Origin of the sequence: Stieleria varia, from assembly GCF_038443385.1 — a bacterium.
In the GTDB taxonomy this organism is placed as follows: Bacteria; Planctomycetota; Planctomycetia; order Pirellulales; family Pirellulaceae; genus Stieleria; species Stieleria varia.
The window spans coordinates 8,159,841-8,174,015 of sequence record NZ_CP151726.1 but is presented as its reverse complement, the minus strand read 5'-3'; the positions used below and the strand labels follow the sequence as shown (position 1 = coordinate 8,174,015).

Sequence of the window (14,175 nt, the reverse complement as noted above, 5' to 3'; positions counted from 1 at the left end):
GCGAACCCGATCTGTTCGTTTCTGCCCTGTCCTTTTCTCGATGACTTTCATCCTACTACGCTACCAATTTAGATAGTTCTATGGTCAATAAAACACATCCCATTCGACGCATTTGCTGCATCGGTGCCGGCTACGTCGGTGGTCCCACGATGGCGATGATTGCGAAACAATGTCCGGACATTGATGTTCGCGTCGTCGATATCAATGAGCATCGGATTGCCCAATGGAACTCGGACACGCTGCCGATTTACGAGCCGGGACTGACAGAAATCGTTCAACAGTGTCGTGGAAAGAATCTGACCTTCACGACTGCTGTGGAAGAATCGATTCGCAACGCAGACATGGTGTTCATCTCGGTTAACACGCCAACAAAAACATTCGGTGTGGGTGCCGGTCGGGCTGCGAATCTGGAGTTCGTTGAAAAGTGTGCCCGGCAAATTGCAGATGTTTCCGAAGGTCACAAGATCGTCGTTGAAAAATCCACCCTGCCGGTTCGTACCGCCGAAGCCGTCAAGCGTATCCTGTCCAATTCAAACAACAACGCCACGTTTGATGTGCTGAGCAATCCAGAGTTCCTCGCCGAAGGAACGGCGATCGAAGACTTGTTGGATCCCGATCGCGTCTTGATCGGCGGCGAGAGCCCTGATGCGATCCAGGCCTTGGTGGATGTCTATGCTCGCTGGGTGCCACGCGAACGTCTGTTGACCACCAACTTGTGGAGCAGTGAGCTGTCAAAGCTGACCGCCAACGCATTCTTGGCACAGCGGGTTTCTTCGATCAATGCGATCTCCGCGTTGTGTGAGGCCACCGAAGCGGACGTGGACGAAGTCGCCGCGGCGATCGGTAGCGATTCTCGAATCGGTCCCAAGTTCTTGAAGGCCTCGGTCGGATTCGGAGGCAGTTGCTTTCAAAAGGACATTCTGAACTTGGTCTACCTCTGTGAGTACTTTGGGCTACCCGAAGTCGCGGAGTATTGGGAGCAGGTCGTAAAGATGAACGATTTCCAAAAGAAACGTTTCGTGACAAGAATGGTACGAACGATGTTCAACACCGTTTCCGACAAAAAGATCGCCATTTGGGGATTTGCCTTCAAAAAGGACACCAACGACACTCGCGAATCAGCATCGATCTACGTCTGTCGCGACTTGCTGCTCGAAAAGGCAAGGCTGTGTATTTACGATCCCCGCGTCGGTGAGCAGCAGATTCGGCAGGAGTTGGAGTACGTCTTTGCAGAAGCCGATGGAGAGTTGAGCGACTCCAAGCGACGATTGATCCATGATCATGTGACAGTGGCGGTCAGTTGCGAGGAAGCCGCCGAGCAGGCTCACGCGGTCGCCTTGCTGACCGAGTGGGATGAATTCGCCAAGCTGGATTTCGCAAAAGTGCTTGATTCGATGAAAAAGCCTGCGTTTTTGTTCGATGGACGAAACAAGCTCAAGAACCTTGACCTCGCGAAAAAGGGGTTCGAATACTACGGGATCGGTTTCTGAATCCCCCAACGGCCTGCCAAGCCCGGCCACCCTGAAATAGACCCCTCCTGAAATAAACGACGTTTCCGCGTAGAATCTGGCCATCAAACTTCGGCTCAATGCCGATCCGGACACAGGTCGCCAATTTTCTCACCGTTAACATTGTTCCCCCTGTCAGCTTGGTTGATGAATCAGATCACGAATGCCGCTGGTCGTGTCTTTGTCGCGGGTCATCGCGGGATGGTCGGCGGCGCCGTCGTTCGGCGGTTTCTGCAAGCGGGGTTTGATTCCGATCAAATCATCACGCGGGACCGGAATCAGCTCGACTTGATCCGACAGCGTGACGTCGAAGAGTTCTTTGATCAGGAAAGACCGGACATCGTGATCTTTGCAGCGGCAAAGGTGGGCGGCATCCATGCCAACGACACCTTTCCGGCGCAGTTCATCTACGACAATCTGATGATGGCCGCCAACGCGATCGACGCGGCGTATCGGTGGGGCACCAAGCGTTTCTTGTTTCTCGGCAGCACCTGCATCTACCCGAGAATGGCTCCACAACCGATGGAGGAGTCATGCCTGCTGTCGGGGCCACTGGAGCCGACCAATGAGGCCTACGCGTTGGCCAAGATCAGCGGATTGAAGATGTGTCAGTACTACCGCCAGCAGTACGGCGTTACTTTTCATTCTGCCATGCCGACCAATTTGTACGGTCCAGGTGACAACTATCACCCAGACAACTCTCACGTGATGCCGGCGATGATTCGGCGATTTGACGACGCGGCCCGGTCGGATGCAGAGGAAGTCGTTGTTTGGGGGACGGGAACGCCTCGGCGAGAGTTCTTGCATGTGGACGATCTTGCCGACGCTATATTGCACCTTGTATCACTTGATGATCCGCCCAACCTCGTCAACGTGGGAACGGGCAAGGACATTTCGATACGTGAGCTGGCTGAGCTGGTGGCTGATACCGTTGGTTTCACGGGCAATATCCGCCAGGACTTGACCAAGAAAGACGGCACGCCCGTCAAACGCACGAACATTGATCTGATTCAATCGACGGGCTGGCAGCCGTCGGTCGAATTGAAAGAGGGCATTCGCCGCACCTACCAGGATTACCTTCAAGAAACCAAGCAAGGATCCCTGCGATCCGTTTGACTTCATTCGAGAAAAACATGAACGCACAGAAATCCGCCGAAAAGAAAGCTCTCATCACCGGCATCACAGGCCAAGACGGTTCGTACTTGGCCGAGTTGCTGCTTGAAAAGGGCTACGAAGTTCACGGCATCGTTCGACGCAGCAGCACGTTCAACACCGAACGCATCGATCAGATCTACATGGACCCCCACGAGGAAGATGCCAAGCTGTTTTTGCACTACGGTGACCTGACAGACGGCCAGTCGTTGACCAACTTGGTATTGGATGTCGCTCCCGACGAAATCTACAACTTGGGGGCTCAGTCTCACGTTCGCGTCTCGTTCGATGCGCCGGTGTACACCGTTCAGGCGACCGGAGTGGGCGCGTTGAATGTGCTGGAAGCTGCTCGGCAACTCAACAAGCAAAAACCGGTTCGCGTTTACCAGGCGTCCAGTAGCGAGATGTTCGGTGACGTGCTTGAGACCCCGCAGTCGGAAAAGACTCCGTTTCAGCCTCAGAGTCCTTACGCGTGTGCCAAGGTTTACGCGTATCACCAGACCGTCAATTATCGACACGCCTACGATCTATTCGCCAGCAACGGCATTCTGTTCAATCACGAATCACCACGCCGCGGCGAGACCTTTGTGACCCGCAAAATCACGCGTGCGGCGACTCGTATCAAGTTGGGGCTGCAAGAAAAACTTTACCTGGGCAACTTGGACGCAAAACGCGACTGGGGCTACGCCAAGGATTATGTGGTGGGCATGTGGATGATCCTGCAGCACCACGAGCCCGATGACTTTGTCTTGGCAACGGGTGAGACCTACACGATTCGCCAATTCTTGGACTACACCTTCGGTTACTTGGATTTGGATTGGAACAATTACGTCGAGATCGACCCTCGATACTTCCGGCCGACCGAGGTCGATTTGTTGTTAGGCGATTGTTCCAAGGCCAAGCAAAAGCTCGGCTGGGAAGCGACCACGACTTGCAAAGAATTGGCCGAGTTGATGGTCGACCACGACCTCGCTCTGGCCCGCCAAGAAGCATTGGCACAGTCACAGGCCTGATCGGGTCTGTCGATTGAGACCAGCCACCGGCTAGATGCAAGAATCTTTCCAGAATCTTACCGGTGGTTAGCTGCTCAGAGCAGCGTTTGATTCTATGGAAACCCTACTGCGATTATCGATCACCGTCGCGGCTTGGGTAGCCGTCGTGATGGTGGCTTTGCTGCCGATAGGACTAGGGTTCGATTTCGGCGGTGTCCTTTGGTGGTCGCACCACGCTTTGGCGTTGGTGGTGATCGCATCCGCCTGTCTGACGCTGGGAACCCTGTGGTCCCACCCCAAATTGACTTTGCGTCATCAGTTGGTGATGGTTCCGCTGGGGCTGTGGATCGCATACTCGTGGTTGCATCGTTGTTCCTTCGACGCCTCGTTCGTTGGATGGTTGAGTCAGGGAACCGCGGCAGCCTATCAAGATTGGATGCAACCCTTGTTGGGTGCAGGATCTGACTTGAGTCGGTTGCCTATGTCCATTGCACCTGACTACACCCGGCATGCCACGTGCGTTTTTGTCTTGTTGTTGCCCTTGGCATGGCTGTCCGGGCGACTGTTCAGCACTTCATCGCGGATCGTGTTCGTGCTTCACGCGATCTCGATCGGTGTGAGCTTGCACGTGCTCTATGGAATCACTTGTTTGATTCACCCGGAATGGTCCATACGCCCGGCCAACGAGATGGGCATCGAGACCGGCTTTGGGGCGTTCGTCAATCGTAATAATGCCGCGTTGTACTTCAACCTTGCGATTGCGTGCAGTCTCGGGGTGATCGGCTGGAGGTTGGCGACTGTTATTGGGCAACAGGTGGACGAGGATGACTTCGAGATTGCGGACTTACTGGTGCTCTTCAATGACTTTCAATCACTCGTTGCCGTGGGGTCGCTGCTTGTCTGTTGCTTGGGCATTTTGACTTGCGGATCTCGGGCCGGGATCGTTTCGGCTTTCGCGGGACTGTTGATCGTCTTTGGCATCATGCGTGGCAGGAAGGGGATTTTCCGCTGGGTTGCGATTTTCTTGGCAACGTTTTTGCTCGGCGCGATTCTGTTCTTGCCTGTGGGCGGTCGAGGGTCGACAACGTTGGATCGACTGCGAGACATCGATCTCAATAGTGGCGAGGGCGTGATCGACGACAGTCGCTGGTCTCATTGGGGCGATTCGATTGATACCGGACTGGCTCACCTGCCAGCGGGAGCCGGGCTATCGACCTATGCGTGGGCATATCTGCCCTATCAGAACACGGGATCGAGAGCATGGTTTCATCACGCAGAGAATATTTGGTTGGAGCTGTTCGTCGAGCAGGGGATCCCAGGAGTGCTGCTCGTTGTGGTAATCATCGGCATGATCATCCACTCACTAAGAAAGCTGAATGAGAATGTGGATCCGGTCGACCAAGGAATTCGTACCGCCGGTTGGTTTGCGGTGGGAGTGATCGGGATTTCTCAAATCGCTGATTTCGGGCTGATCATTCCGGCAAACTTTACGATCGTCGTTGTTTTGTTTGGCATCGTTTGTACCCGGGCTGCGTTCGGCACCACGCAGTCTGAGCCTGAAGTGGACGAGACGATTCTGTTCAGATCGGACCGCAAGACTTCCATTGGTAGAACGGCGTGGTCATCAATGATCGTCGGAGTGTTGGCGATCCTTTCGGCGGCCCTGTGTGTTCCAACTCTGCGGGACGACGCAACTGATCAAGCACTTGTTCGATCCGCTGCACTGACACTGCAGAGTTCGTATTACGACAGTGGACGGGTGAGACGAGGGTACGCGGCTGTTGAAGAGCGACTTGCTCAGCGAGAAACCTACGAATTGCTCATTGCGTCAGCGGATCTGAGTCGTCAATCAGCTCGTCTCAATGAGGTGTTCGAGAGAGAACCGGAAGGCAGTAGTGAAATCACATCTGCGTACGAGAACACTCGGACAAGCAAGTATCGGAGAGCTTGGCGGCACCCTGATGAGAGCGAGCATGCGGTGTCCGACGCGGAGATCGAACGATATCGACCGGCGCTAGAGCGGGTAGAGCGAGCACTGCAGCGGTTGCCACTGGGGGTTGAGCCGCGAGCGAAACTGGTTTACCTGGACTTTGTGCATCAGGACGTGCGGTTGACTCGTGCTGCGTTGCAGCAATTGGGCGAGTTTCAACATCACAGTCCAGAGCAGTTGATCCAGATCGCTGAGTGGGCCGCCGGGGGCGATGACTATGACTTAGCTGCCCAGTTGTGGAAGCGAGCGACCTTGTTGCAACCGCGTCGTGCACGGTTCGCAGTGGAGTTTGTTCGCCGATATCCGAAACTGAGTTTGCTGGAATGCATTGATGACAATTCCGTCGCACAACAGGTTGCCGTCAAGCTGCTATTGGCGACGGCGGCGGATGATGAAGTCTTGAGACAGAAAGCGACCGAGTTTCTTCAGCAGGCCGATGGAAAGTTGCATTGCAACCAATGCGAAACCATTTCGGAGGGGGCCAGTTGCTACGAATTGGCCGCAGATCTGCAATCCTATTTGGGCAATGGCGAATCTGCGTTGGAGCATCTGGAATCTGCGGTCAAGCGTGACCCTAGCAATTCCTTGCTGAAATCGAAATGGATCGCGCGATTGAGAGAAATGGGCTACCATCGACAAGCCTTGCAGGAAGCAAGACGTTCACGGACGCAAATGACCGATACGGCGACCTTTGACAAGATGATCAAGGAAATGGCAGAAGAGGATCTCAAAGAAGTGGAATCAAGCAAGAAGGCTGAGCGATAGACGTGCTAAGTACGATGGAACTCTTGATGAAATCCTGTAGCTGACATGTTTTCTTGTCAAAGATTTCAAATCGGTGATAAACAGTTGCATCGCTCCGGCGAACTCTTTGTGATTGCCGAGATCGGTTTGGCGCACGAAGGATCGTTGGGGATGGCGTTTTCGATGGTGGATGCTGCAGCGTCTGCGGGAGTGGATGCCGTGAAGTTTCAAACCCATCTTGCAGAGCACGAGGGCACGTCGCGAGAGAAGTTTCGAGTCCCTGTGTTTCCGCAGGATGCAACACGATCAGACTATTGGCGACGCACGGCTTTCACGCTGGATCAATGGATGAAGCTTGCAGAACATGCTCGGTCTCGGGGCGTGCTGTTCATGAGTTCGCCATTCAGTTCACAAGCCGTTCAGTGGTTGAGTCAGTGTGAGGTGCCGGCCTGGAAGCTTGCCTCAGGCGAGTTAACCAACTATCCGATGATCGAAGAAATGTGCCAAACCGGCAAGCCGATTCTGCTCTCCAGTGGCATGAGTTCCTGGCAAGAATTGGATGAGACCATCGCATTCATCGAGCAGAACGGAGGAGCCTACGGTGTATTTCAGTGCACATCGTCGTATCCTTGTCCACCACGGCAATGGGGATTGAACGTCATTGACCAGATGCGAGAACGCTATGACTGCCCGATCGGATTGAGCGACCACAGTGGAACGGTGGTTCCCAGTTTGGCCGCCATCGCCCGTGGGGCAACGATGTTCGAGGTGCACATGACATTTTCCAAGCGGCAGTTCGGTCCGGATAGCAAATCGTCGCTGACCGTGGACGAACTTGCTCAGTTGGTGGGTTCTGCGCGCATGCTCAGCCTTGCAATGGCTCATCCAGTGGACAAGGATCTTGTCGCTTCGCAAAGTGGCGAGCTTCGGGCGCTGTTCACAAAGAGCATTGTCGCGGCACGGTCGTTGCCCCAAGGTCACGAGTTGGCTCGCGGTGATCTTGCGTTCAAGAAGCCCGGCGACGGGATATCAGCAAAGCACTTTCAGACGCTCGTTGGCAAGAGGCTCAATCGAGATGTGCCTGCCGACCACCTCTTTGCCGTGGACGATATTCAGGAATGATTGTGAAACAGGACCAGTCAGACGATCGCGTGCGCAAGGTCTGTGTCGTGGTCACGGCGCGCCCAAGTTACAGTCGTGTCCGATCAGCACTTTACGCGATACAGCAACATCCAAAATTGGAGTTGCAACTGGTGGTCGCTGCCTCCGCGCTATTGGATCGCTACGGCAACGTCATGCAAGAAATCGAGAACGACGGATTCCAGGTCGCCGAACGCGTGTTCATGGTGTTGGAAGGCGAGAATCCGACATCCATGGCAAAGACGACCGGGATCGGAGTGATGGAGTTGTCGACGGTCTTCTTGAAGCTTGAGCCGGATGTCGTCGTGACGATCGCCGATCGTTACGAAACGATCGCAACAGCCATCGCTGGTTCATACATGAACATTTCGGTGGCCCACATCCAAGGCGGCGAGGTCACCGGCTCCATTGACGAAAAAGTCCGGCACGCGGTGACAAAACTGTCCGACATTCACTTGGTCGCATCGGAGAATGCTCGTCAACGCGTGATTCGGCTCGGGGAGAACCCCGATCAGGTCTTTTGTACCGGTTGTCCTTCCACCGACATTGCGGCGCAAATCGCTGCAGATCCCGAACTGGATTTTGATCCGATTGAGCGATACGGTGGGGTTGGCAAGTTGAAGAGCATTTCCGATGACTACGTCGTCGTCATGCAGCACCCGGTGACTACGGAATACGCTGATTCGCGACGTCATGTCGAAATGACTCTCCGTGCGACTTCTCAGTTGGGCATGCCAGTCTTGTGGTTTTGGCCCAACGTCGATGCAGGGTCCGATGGGACCTCGACCGGAATTCGTTCGTTTCGAGAACGAAACGATGCCGAGAGATTTCACTTCTTTAAGAACATGTCGCCGACTGATTTCCTAAAGCTGTTGCTAGGCAGCCGATGTCTGATCGGCAATTCCAGCGTGGGAATCCGCGAATGCGCCTATCTGGGTGTTCCGGTCGTAAATATTGGGTCTAGACAGTCGGGGCGGCAACGAGGCCTGAATGTTATTGATGTGGACTACGACGAGATAGAGATTTTGGCGGCCGCAAGAAAACAGGCAAACCATGGGCGGTACGCAAGCGATCCGATCTACGGTGATGGCTCCGCAGGTATCAAGATCGCAGAAGTGCTGGCGACCTGTCAGTTGTCAATCAGCAAGACGCTGAGCTACTGACTGGCGACCGGAGAGTCAGCAAACAAGTGAGATGATCAATCGATGAAAGTACTCGGAGTGATACCCGCTCGCGGAGGTTCAAAAGGAATCCCTCGCAAGAACCTTGCCGATGTCTGTGGTCGTCCGTTGATCGCATGGACCATAGAGCAAGCCTTGGCGGCCGAGTCACTCGATAGCGTTGTCTTGTCCACGGATGATCCCGAGATAGCAGACGTCGGACGCCGGCTTGGTGTCGAAGTCCCTTTCCTGAGGCCTGATGAGCTTGCTCAGGATAGTACGCCCACCATCGATGTCTTGGTGCATCTTTGTCAGGCACTACAAAAAGACGCCAAGGTGTATGACGCCATTTGTTTGCTGCAGCCGACTAGTCCTCAGCGTCCAGGGAACCTCATTGATCAGTGTATCGAAAGGTTTAGTCGGTCTGATGCTGATTCACTGATCACGGTGGTGCGTGTGCCGCACCAGCACAATCCGCATTGGGTCTATTGGATGAATGAGGGCCAATCAATGGAGTTGTCGACCGGCGGCGTGGAACCCATTCCGAGACGACAGTTACTACCAGATGCTTTCATTCGAGACGGTCGGGTGTATCTGACCAAGACGCAGGTCATCATGCAGCGAAGATCGCTTTACGGCGATCATGTGGTTGGATTTGAAGCCGAGCCCGGCATCAATATCGACACGATGCAGGATTTGGAGAGTTTTCGACGAGTTGCCGAAAGTGGGCAGAATTCATCTCGATGATCGGTCGAATGGTCCAAGTCGTCAATCGCATGCGTGCTCGTCAGGTACGCCGCTATCTGGAACGCAACGGGATTGATTTGTCTCATGTGCAATGTTCACATCGGCTGTTGGTTAAGAGAGAATCAGGTGTTCCAACGGGCGAAACCTTTCGCATCGGTGAGCACACCCATTTGGAAGGCCGCTACATTCTTGGCAGCGAGGGCCGGATCGTCATCGGATCGCATTGCAGTTTTCGAACTGGGACCCACATGTCCTCAAGAGATCTGATCACCATCGGCGATCATGTTTTTGGCGCAGAAGGGATTTTTATCGCTGACAATGACAATCACCCTGTATCGCCACTGGCCCGAAAGGAAATGACGTGTACGCCCCCTGGTTCAGTGCTCTGGAAAATGTCGGATCAAGTGGCATGCAAGCCGGTAGCGATCGAGGATGGCGTCTGGATCGGTCGTCACGCGATGATTTTGAAGGGAGTCAGGATTGGTCAGTGGTCGATTGTGGCTGCTGGTGCGGTGGTGACCAAAGATGTTCCTGAGTTCTCCATCGTCGCGGGGAACCCCGGCAAGGTTGTCAAAACAATTGTCAATGATTTTGAGTTGAGTGGCGAAGACTGAATCAAATGCGAGTTGGAACAAACCCTCATAAGCAGCGTTCTGAGTTGCAACCGTACAAGCGGCATCGGGTTATCATGCCGATATTCATTGGTGACAACCATGAGTACTTTCGAGAGTCGGCGGAGACGCTGGATTTGTGTCTTCGAAGCTTGTTTGCCACGATTGACGAGCGTCATGTTTCTGTAACGGTGATCAACAACGACAGCATTCCCGGGGTTGATCAGATTCTGGAACCGTACATCGTTGCTAAGAAGATCGACCGCTATGTTCGCAATCAAACCAATCGCGGAAAACCAGACGCGGTGGCAGCAGAGATCAAGGCGGTCTATGAGCCGTTTGTGACTTTGACTGACTGTGACGTATTGTTCCGGCATGGTTGGATGCGACGACTGGAAGAGGTTTTTCTTTGCCACCCAAGCGTCGGTGCCGTTTCTCCGTTTCCAGCTCCCAATCATCCCTTTTACAAGACCGCGACAACTTGGCTGTATGGTCTACTGCATGGCAAGGTTCGCTCGGGCAAGTTTGTCGAGGACTCTGCCATCGACGAGTTTCTTTCTTCCATTGGAAAGCCCGTCGAGCATTTTCCTGTTGAAGCAAAGAGAATGCAGTTTTCGCTCAAGAGCAATCGGTGTACCACTTTGATCGGTGGAGGGCATTTCGTCGTGATGCTACGTACCGCAGCCTTCCGCCGTTTTGACTACCTGCCGAGGCTTGCGGGCGCCTCCAATGGCGAGCAGGAAATCGATGCAGAGCCAGATCGACAAGGGTATCAGCGTTTGTCGACACCAGAGTATCACGTGTACCACCTTGGCAACTCTGTGGAGCCATGGTTTGGAGCTGCAGTCGCGGAGATCGAATCGACGCCACCCTTAGAACTGCATGACGACAGCGAGATGTCCGCAATCATTACATCGGGACCACTGTTGATCGGTAGGTTGCCGATGTTTTTTCGACGACTGGCATTTCTACCCGTTCACGCGTTAGCAAAGTACTACCGAGGTCGAGTGAGATGAGCAAGAACATTTTGATCACTGGTGGGGCGGGAAACGTAGGCGGAAGTCTTGCCTGTCGACTCACAGAGGAGCCGTCGAATCATGTTGTCATCCTGGACAATTTGAGCACCGGGTGCGCATCGAAGTTGCCCCCCAAGTCGAGAGCCAACTGGACGTTCATCAAGGCGGATGCCAATGACCAGTCTGACGTCACGGAGATCATGACGTCTTACCGATTTGACTACGTGTTTCATTACGCGGCAGTCGTCGGGGTTCAACGAACGCTGAAGAACCCTGTTTCGGTGTTGAATGATGTCGATGGAATCCGCAATGTGCTGCGAGCCAGTAAGAACACCGGTGTGAAACGCGTGTTCTATTCGTCATCCTCGGAGGTGTACGGGGAACCAGTGGAACTGCCGCAGAATGAGCTGACGACGCCACTCAATTCGCGACTTCCCTACGCGATCATCAAGAATCTTGGTGAATCTTTTTTCCGGTCGTACTACGAAGAGTACGGGTTGGAGTACAACATCTTTCGCTTCTTCAACACCTATGGGCCGAAGCAAACGACGGACTTCGTGGTTCCAAAGTTCATCGATGCGGCACTGAGGAACGAAGACATACCGGTGTACGGTGACGGTAACCAGACTCGGACCTTTTGCTATATCGACGACAATCTCGACACCGTGATTAATGTCTTAAGCGACGATCGATGGTCCAACCAAGTGATCAATATCGGCAGCGATGTCGAACTGACGATTATTGAATTGGCGGAGTTGATCATTAACGAAACCGGCTCAAAGTCTCGCATCGTGCATCTACCTCGTTTACCTGAAGGCGACATGACGCGACGGCAGCCCGATAATTCCCTGATGCGAGAAATCCTGCAGCGTGACATGACCTCACTGTTGGACGGGTTGCGGAAGACGATAGCGACCCATCGAGAAAGCCAGTAGGCGGTGGACCAGACCGCTGACGCTCAGGGCGAGACATTGTCAAGCATCGAGAGAAACCAACGCGAATCAGGCTTTTACATTGTCTTGCAGCAATGTGTGGCGTTTGCAGTCCACTTTGTGCAAGTGTTTGTGTTGAGTCGGCTGCTTACCTCCACCGACTATGGATTGGCGGCAATGGCGGGTGCCATTTTCGCCATCACATCTGTTTTCAAGGATTTCGGTTTCTCCACGTCAACCTTACAAGTCAAGGATCTTCGGCGACAGGATTCTGTCAACTTGTTCTGGATCGGAACGGGCATGTCGGCGGCAATCTGCGGCGTGATGTTGCTGGGGGCACCCTTGTGTGCAAAATGGTTCGATGAGCCGGCGGTCATACCGCTGATGATCGGGTACGCAGGGATCTTCATGCTCAGCAGTCTGGGCAACCAACCCACCGCGCTTGCTCAACGTGATTTTCGATTTCGTGAGTTGGCGATTTGGCGTATCGCCGCGTTGGTGGTTGGATTCTTCGTCGCCGTCATCGCAGCATGGTACGGCCTGGGCGCTTGGTCGATCGTTTGTTTCTCCCTGTCTGTGGAATTGATCTCAACGACTGGCGCATTTTGGATCAGTGGTTTTGTGCCCGGAAAATTGGAGGATATTGGTGCGACTCGATCGCACTTGAAATTTGGCAGCGTTTTGACGTTGGGTGGATTCTTGGGGTACGCAAGTGCAAACGTCGATCGAATCATTATCGGCAGATACTTGGGGCCGGACTCTCTGGGTTACTATTCACGGGCACACAATCTCGTACTCGTCCCCGTTACGAAGATGCTTGGTGGTTTCAAACGATTCAATGTCGCCGCTTTGTCGCAGGTGATTGAGGATAGGACGCTGTTCAAGCAAACCATTCGCAAGCTACAGCGTTTGTATCTCGTTCCGTGCACCTTGTTTCTCGTTCCTGCAGCGGCCTTTTCGGATGACTTGGTGATGTTCACGATGGGAGAGAAATGGGCACCAGTTGCTCCCCTGTTTGCGATTCTGGCTCCCTATATCTGGGTGCACATCACACTCATGATCTGCTACCTCGCGCACGTGGCTCATGCGGACATCCGTGGTTTGACGTTCTACTACGCGATCTGTTTCTCACTCTTGACCGTCAGCTTGGCGATTGCAGCGAGATTCGGTTTGACGGCTGTTACGATTGCCTTTGTTCTTACCGGGTTGATTGGTGTGCAGGGGCTGTTGCTGATGTTCGCTGGGCGACGGGGCCTCATTGAGGTCGTTGGCTACGTTGCGGACTACCTAGTCAACGTGATTGTTTGTGTTTCGGTTTTCGCGGGGCTGCTGCTGGCAAATGGGACGGTCATAGACTTTGACGCCCCGTGGATGAATCTGATGTGTGGATACTGCCTGGGGTTTCCCGTGATGCTCGCAGCTTATTGGGCGTTCCCTCGCTATCGAGAGACGCTGCAGTCGTTGCTCTCGGATTTGAAGCGGGTTTGGGTTCGGTTGAATCGACCTAGCATCGCTTGACGCATGTTTTATTTACAGCAGATAAAATGAATATTGGACGAACCGTTCGTTTTTTGTTGAACAAGCGGCAGTTGAGCTATTTGTACATGATGACGCATAGCGGGTATCTGTTTCAGAATGGCTGGATACGTTCGTTTGCAGAACAATCGCCTGTGGCGAAAGATGGAACACCGGTTCCATGGCTGACGATCCCATTTGTGAAGTTCCTGACACCTCGTCTCGATTCGTCAATGACTGTGTTGGAGTACGGCAGCGGAAACTCGACGCTGTTTTATTCCAAGTTGGCTCAATCTGTTGTTTCTGTTGAAAGCGACTCGGACTGGTACAACAAGCTGCTGTCTCAGGTTGATCAACGCGTCGTCGACATCCACCTCAAGCAATTGCCCGAGTACATCACGTTTGCGGGCACGTTAGGACGGCAGTTTGATTTCATTGTGGTGGACGGTTTGGAACGGGTGCAGTGTAGTAAGGAGGCCGTTAAGCTCTTGAGCGATCGTGGAGTGATGGTGTTGGACGACTGCGTCCGCGAAGAGTATCGGCCCATTTATGATCACATGAAAGAAGCCGGCTTCCGCTGTATCGAGTTCTTTGGAATGGCACCGGGGTCCCGGAAGGACAACGGAACGGCAGTGTTTTATCGTGACGGCAATTGTCTTGGAATCTGA

General features: G+C 53.6%; 12 protein-coding genes. All 12 read left to right on the top strand.

Going from position 1 to position 14,175, the window contains the following annotated elements; all coding sequences use genetic code 11:
* Window positions 1–80: 80 nt before the first annotated feature.
* The gene (locus Pla52nx_RS27575) at window positions 81–1,490 is read left to right on the top strand and encodes a UDP-glucose 6-dehydrogenase (RefSeq protein ID WP_146522175.1); all 1,410 of its coding nucleotides are present in this window, start codon (window positions 81–83) and stop codon (window positions 1,488–1,490) included.
* A gap of 165 nt (window positions 1,491–1,655) precedes the next feature.
* Entirely contained in the window at window positions 1,656–2,624 is a 969-nt protein-coding gene (locus tag Pla52nx_RS27570) for a GDP-L-fucose synthase family protein (RefSeq protein WP_146522174.1), read from the top strand.
* A gap of 17 nt (window positions 2,625–2,641) precedes the next feature.
* On the top strand, window positions 2,642–3,673 hold the full coding sequence (gene gmd / locus Pla52nx_RS27565) for a GDP-mannose 4,6-dehydratase (RefSeq protein WP_146522173.1): 1,032 nt from the start codon (window positions 2,642–2,644) through the stop codon (window positions 3,671–3,673).
* A gap of 94 nt (window positions 3,674–3,767) precedes the next feature.
* Window positions 3,768–6,407: an O-antigen ligase family protein gene (locus Pla52nx_RS27560; protein WP_146522172.1), complete on the top strand. Its 2,640-nt coding sequence runs from the start codon at window positions 3,768–3,770 to the stop codon at window positions 6,405–6,407.
* 45 nt (window positions 6,408–6,452) lie between these two features.
* Window positions 6,453–7,508: an N-acetylneuraminate synthase family protein gene (locus tag Pla52nx_RS27555; RefSeq protein ID WP_146522171.1), complete on the top strand. Its 1,056-nt coding sequence runs from the start codon at window positions 6,453–6,455 to the stop codon at window positions 7,506–7,508.
* A complete protein-coding gene (gene neuC, locus Pla52nx_RS27550; RefSeq protein WP_146522170.1) occupies window positions 7,505–8,689 on the top strand; it encodes a UDP-N-acetylglucosamine 2-epimerase in 1,185 nt (394 codons plus the stop codon). The genes Pla52nx_RS27555 and neuC overlap by 4 nt, the downstream gene beginning before the upstream one ends.
* A gap of 42 nt (window positions 8,690–8,731) precedes the next feature.
* Window positions 8,732–9,433 (top strand): cytidylyltransferase domain-containing protein, encoded by a 702-nt coding sequence (locus tag Pla52nx_RS27545; RefSeq protein ID WP_146522169.1) that lies wholly within the window; start codon window positions 8,732–8,734, stop codon window positions 9,431–9,433.
* A complete protein-coding gene (locus Pla52nx_RS27540) occupies window positions 9,430–10,047 on the top strand; it encodes an acyltransferase (RefSeq protein ID WP_146522168.1) in 618 nt (205 codons plus the stop codon). The genes Pla52nx_RS27545 and Pla52nx_RS27540 overlap by 4 nt, the downstream gene beginning before the upstream one ends.
* A 74-nt stretch (window positions 10,048–10,121) precedes the next feature.
* Window positions 10,122–11,060 (top strand): glycosyltransferase family A protein, encoded by a 939-nt coding sequence (locus Pla52nx_RS27535; protein ID WP_197454910.1) that lies wholly within the window; start codon window positions 10,122–10,124, stop codon window positions 11,058–11,060.
* Window positions 11,057–11,995, top strand: coding sequence for an NAD-dependent epimerase/dehydratase family protein (locus Pla52nx_RS27530; RefSeq protein WP_146522166.1), 939 nt, complete (start codon window positions 11,057–11,059; stop codon window positions 11,993–11,995). The genes Pla52nx_RS27535 and Pla52nx_RS27530 overlap by 4 nt, the downstream gene beginning before the upstream one ends.
* Window positions 11,996–11,998: 3 nt before the next feature.
* Window positions 11,999–13,510, top strand: a complete 1,512-nt coding sequence (locus tag Pla52nx_RS27525) for a lipopolysaccharide biosynthesis protein (RefSeq protein WP_146522165.1) — start codon at window positions 11,999–12,001, stop codon at window positions 13,508–13,510.
* A 26-nt stretch (window positions 13,511–13,536) separates the two neighbouring features.
* Window positions 13,537–14,175, top strand: coding sequence for a class I SAM-dependent methyltransferase (locus Pla52nx_RS27520; protein ID WP_146522164.1), 639 nt, complete (start codon window positions 13,537–13,539; stop codon window positions 14,173–14,175).

Coding starts and splice junctions, on each gene's coding strand:
- Pla52nx_RS27575 (WP_146522175.1), top strand. CDS start 81: ATGGTCAATAAAACACATCCCATTCGACGCATTTGCTGCATCGGTGCC.
- Pla52nx_RS27570 (WP_146522174.1), top strand. CDS start 1,656: ATGAATCAGATCACGAATGCCGCTGGTCGTGTCTTTGTCGCGGGTCAT.
- gmd (WP_146522173.1), top strand. CDS start 2,642: ATGAACGCACAGAAATCCGCCGAAAAGAAAGCTCTCATCACCGGCATC.
- Pla52nx_RS27560 (WP_146522172.1), top strand. CDS start 3,768: ATGGAAACCCTACTGCGATTATCGATCACCGTCGCGGCTTGGGTAGCC.
- Pla52nx_RS27555 (WP_146522171.1), top strand. CDS start 6,453: ATGTTTTCTTGTCAAAGATTTCAAATCGGTGATAAACAGTTGCATCGC.
- neuC (WP_146522170.1), top strand. CDS start 7,505: ATGATTGTGAAACAGGACCAGTCAGACGATCGCGTGCGCAAGGTCTGT.
- Pla52nx_RS27545 (WP_146522169.1), top strand. CDS start 8,732: ATGAAAGTACTCGGAGTGATACCCGCTCGCGGAGGTTCAAAAGGAATC.
- Pla52nx_RS27540 (WP_146522168.1), top strand. CDS start 9,430: ATGATCGGTCGAATGGTCCAAGTCGTCAATCGCATGCGTGCTCGTCAG.
- Pla52nx_RS27535 (WP_197454910.1), top strand. CDS start 10,122: ATGCCGATATTCATTGGTGACAACCATGAGTACTTTCGAGAGTCGGCG.
- Pla52nx_RS27530 (WP_146522166.1), top strand. CDS start 11,057: ATGAGCAAGAACATTTTGATCACTGGTGGGGCGGGAAACGTAGGCGGA.
- Pla52nx_RS27520 (WP_146522164.1), top strand. CDS start 13,537: ATGAATATTGGACGAACCGTTCGTTTTTTGTTGAACAAGCGGCAGTTG.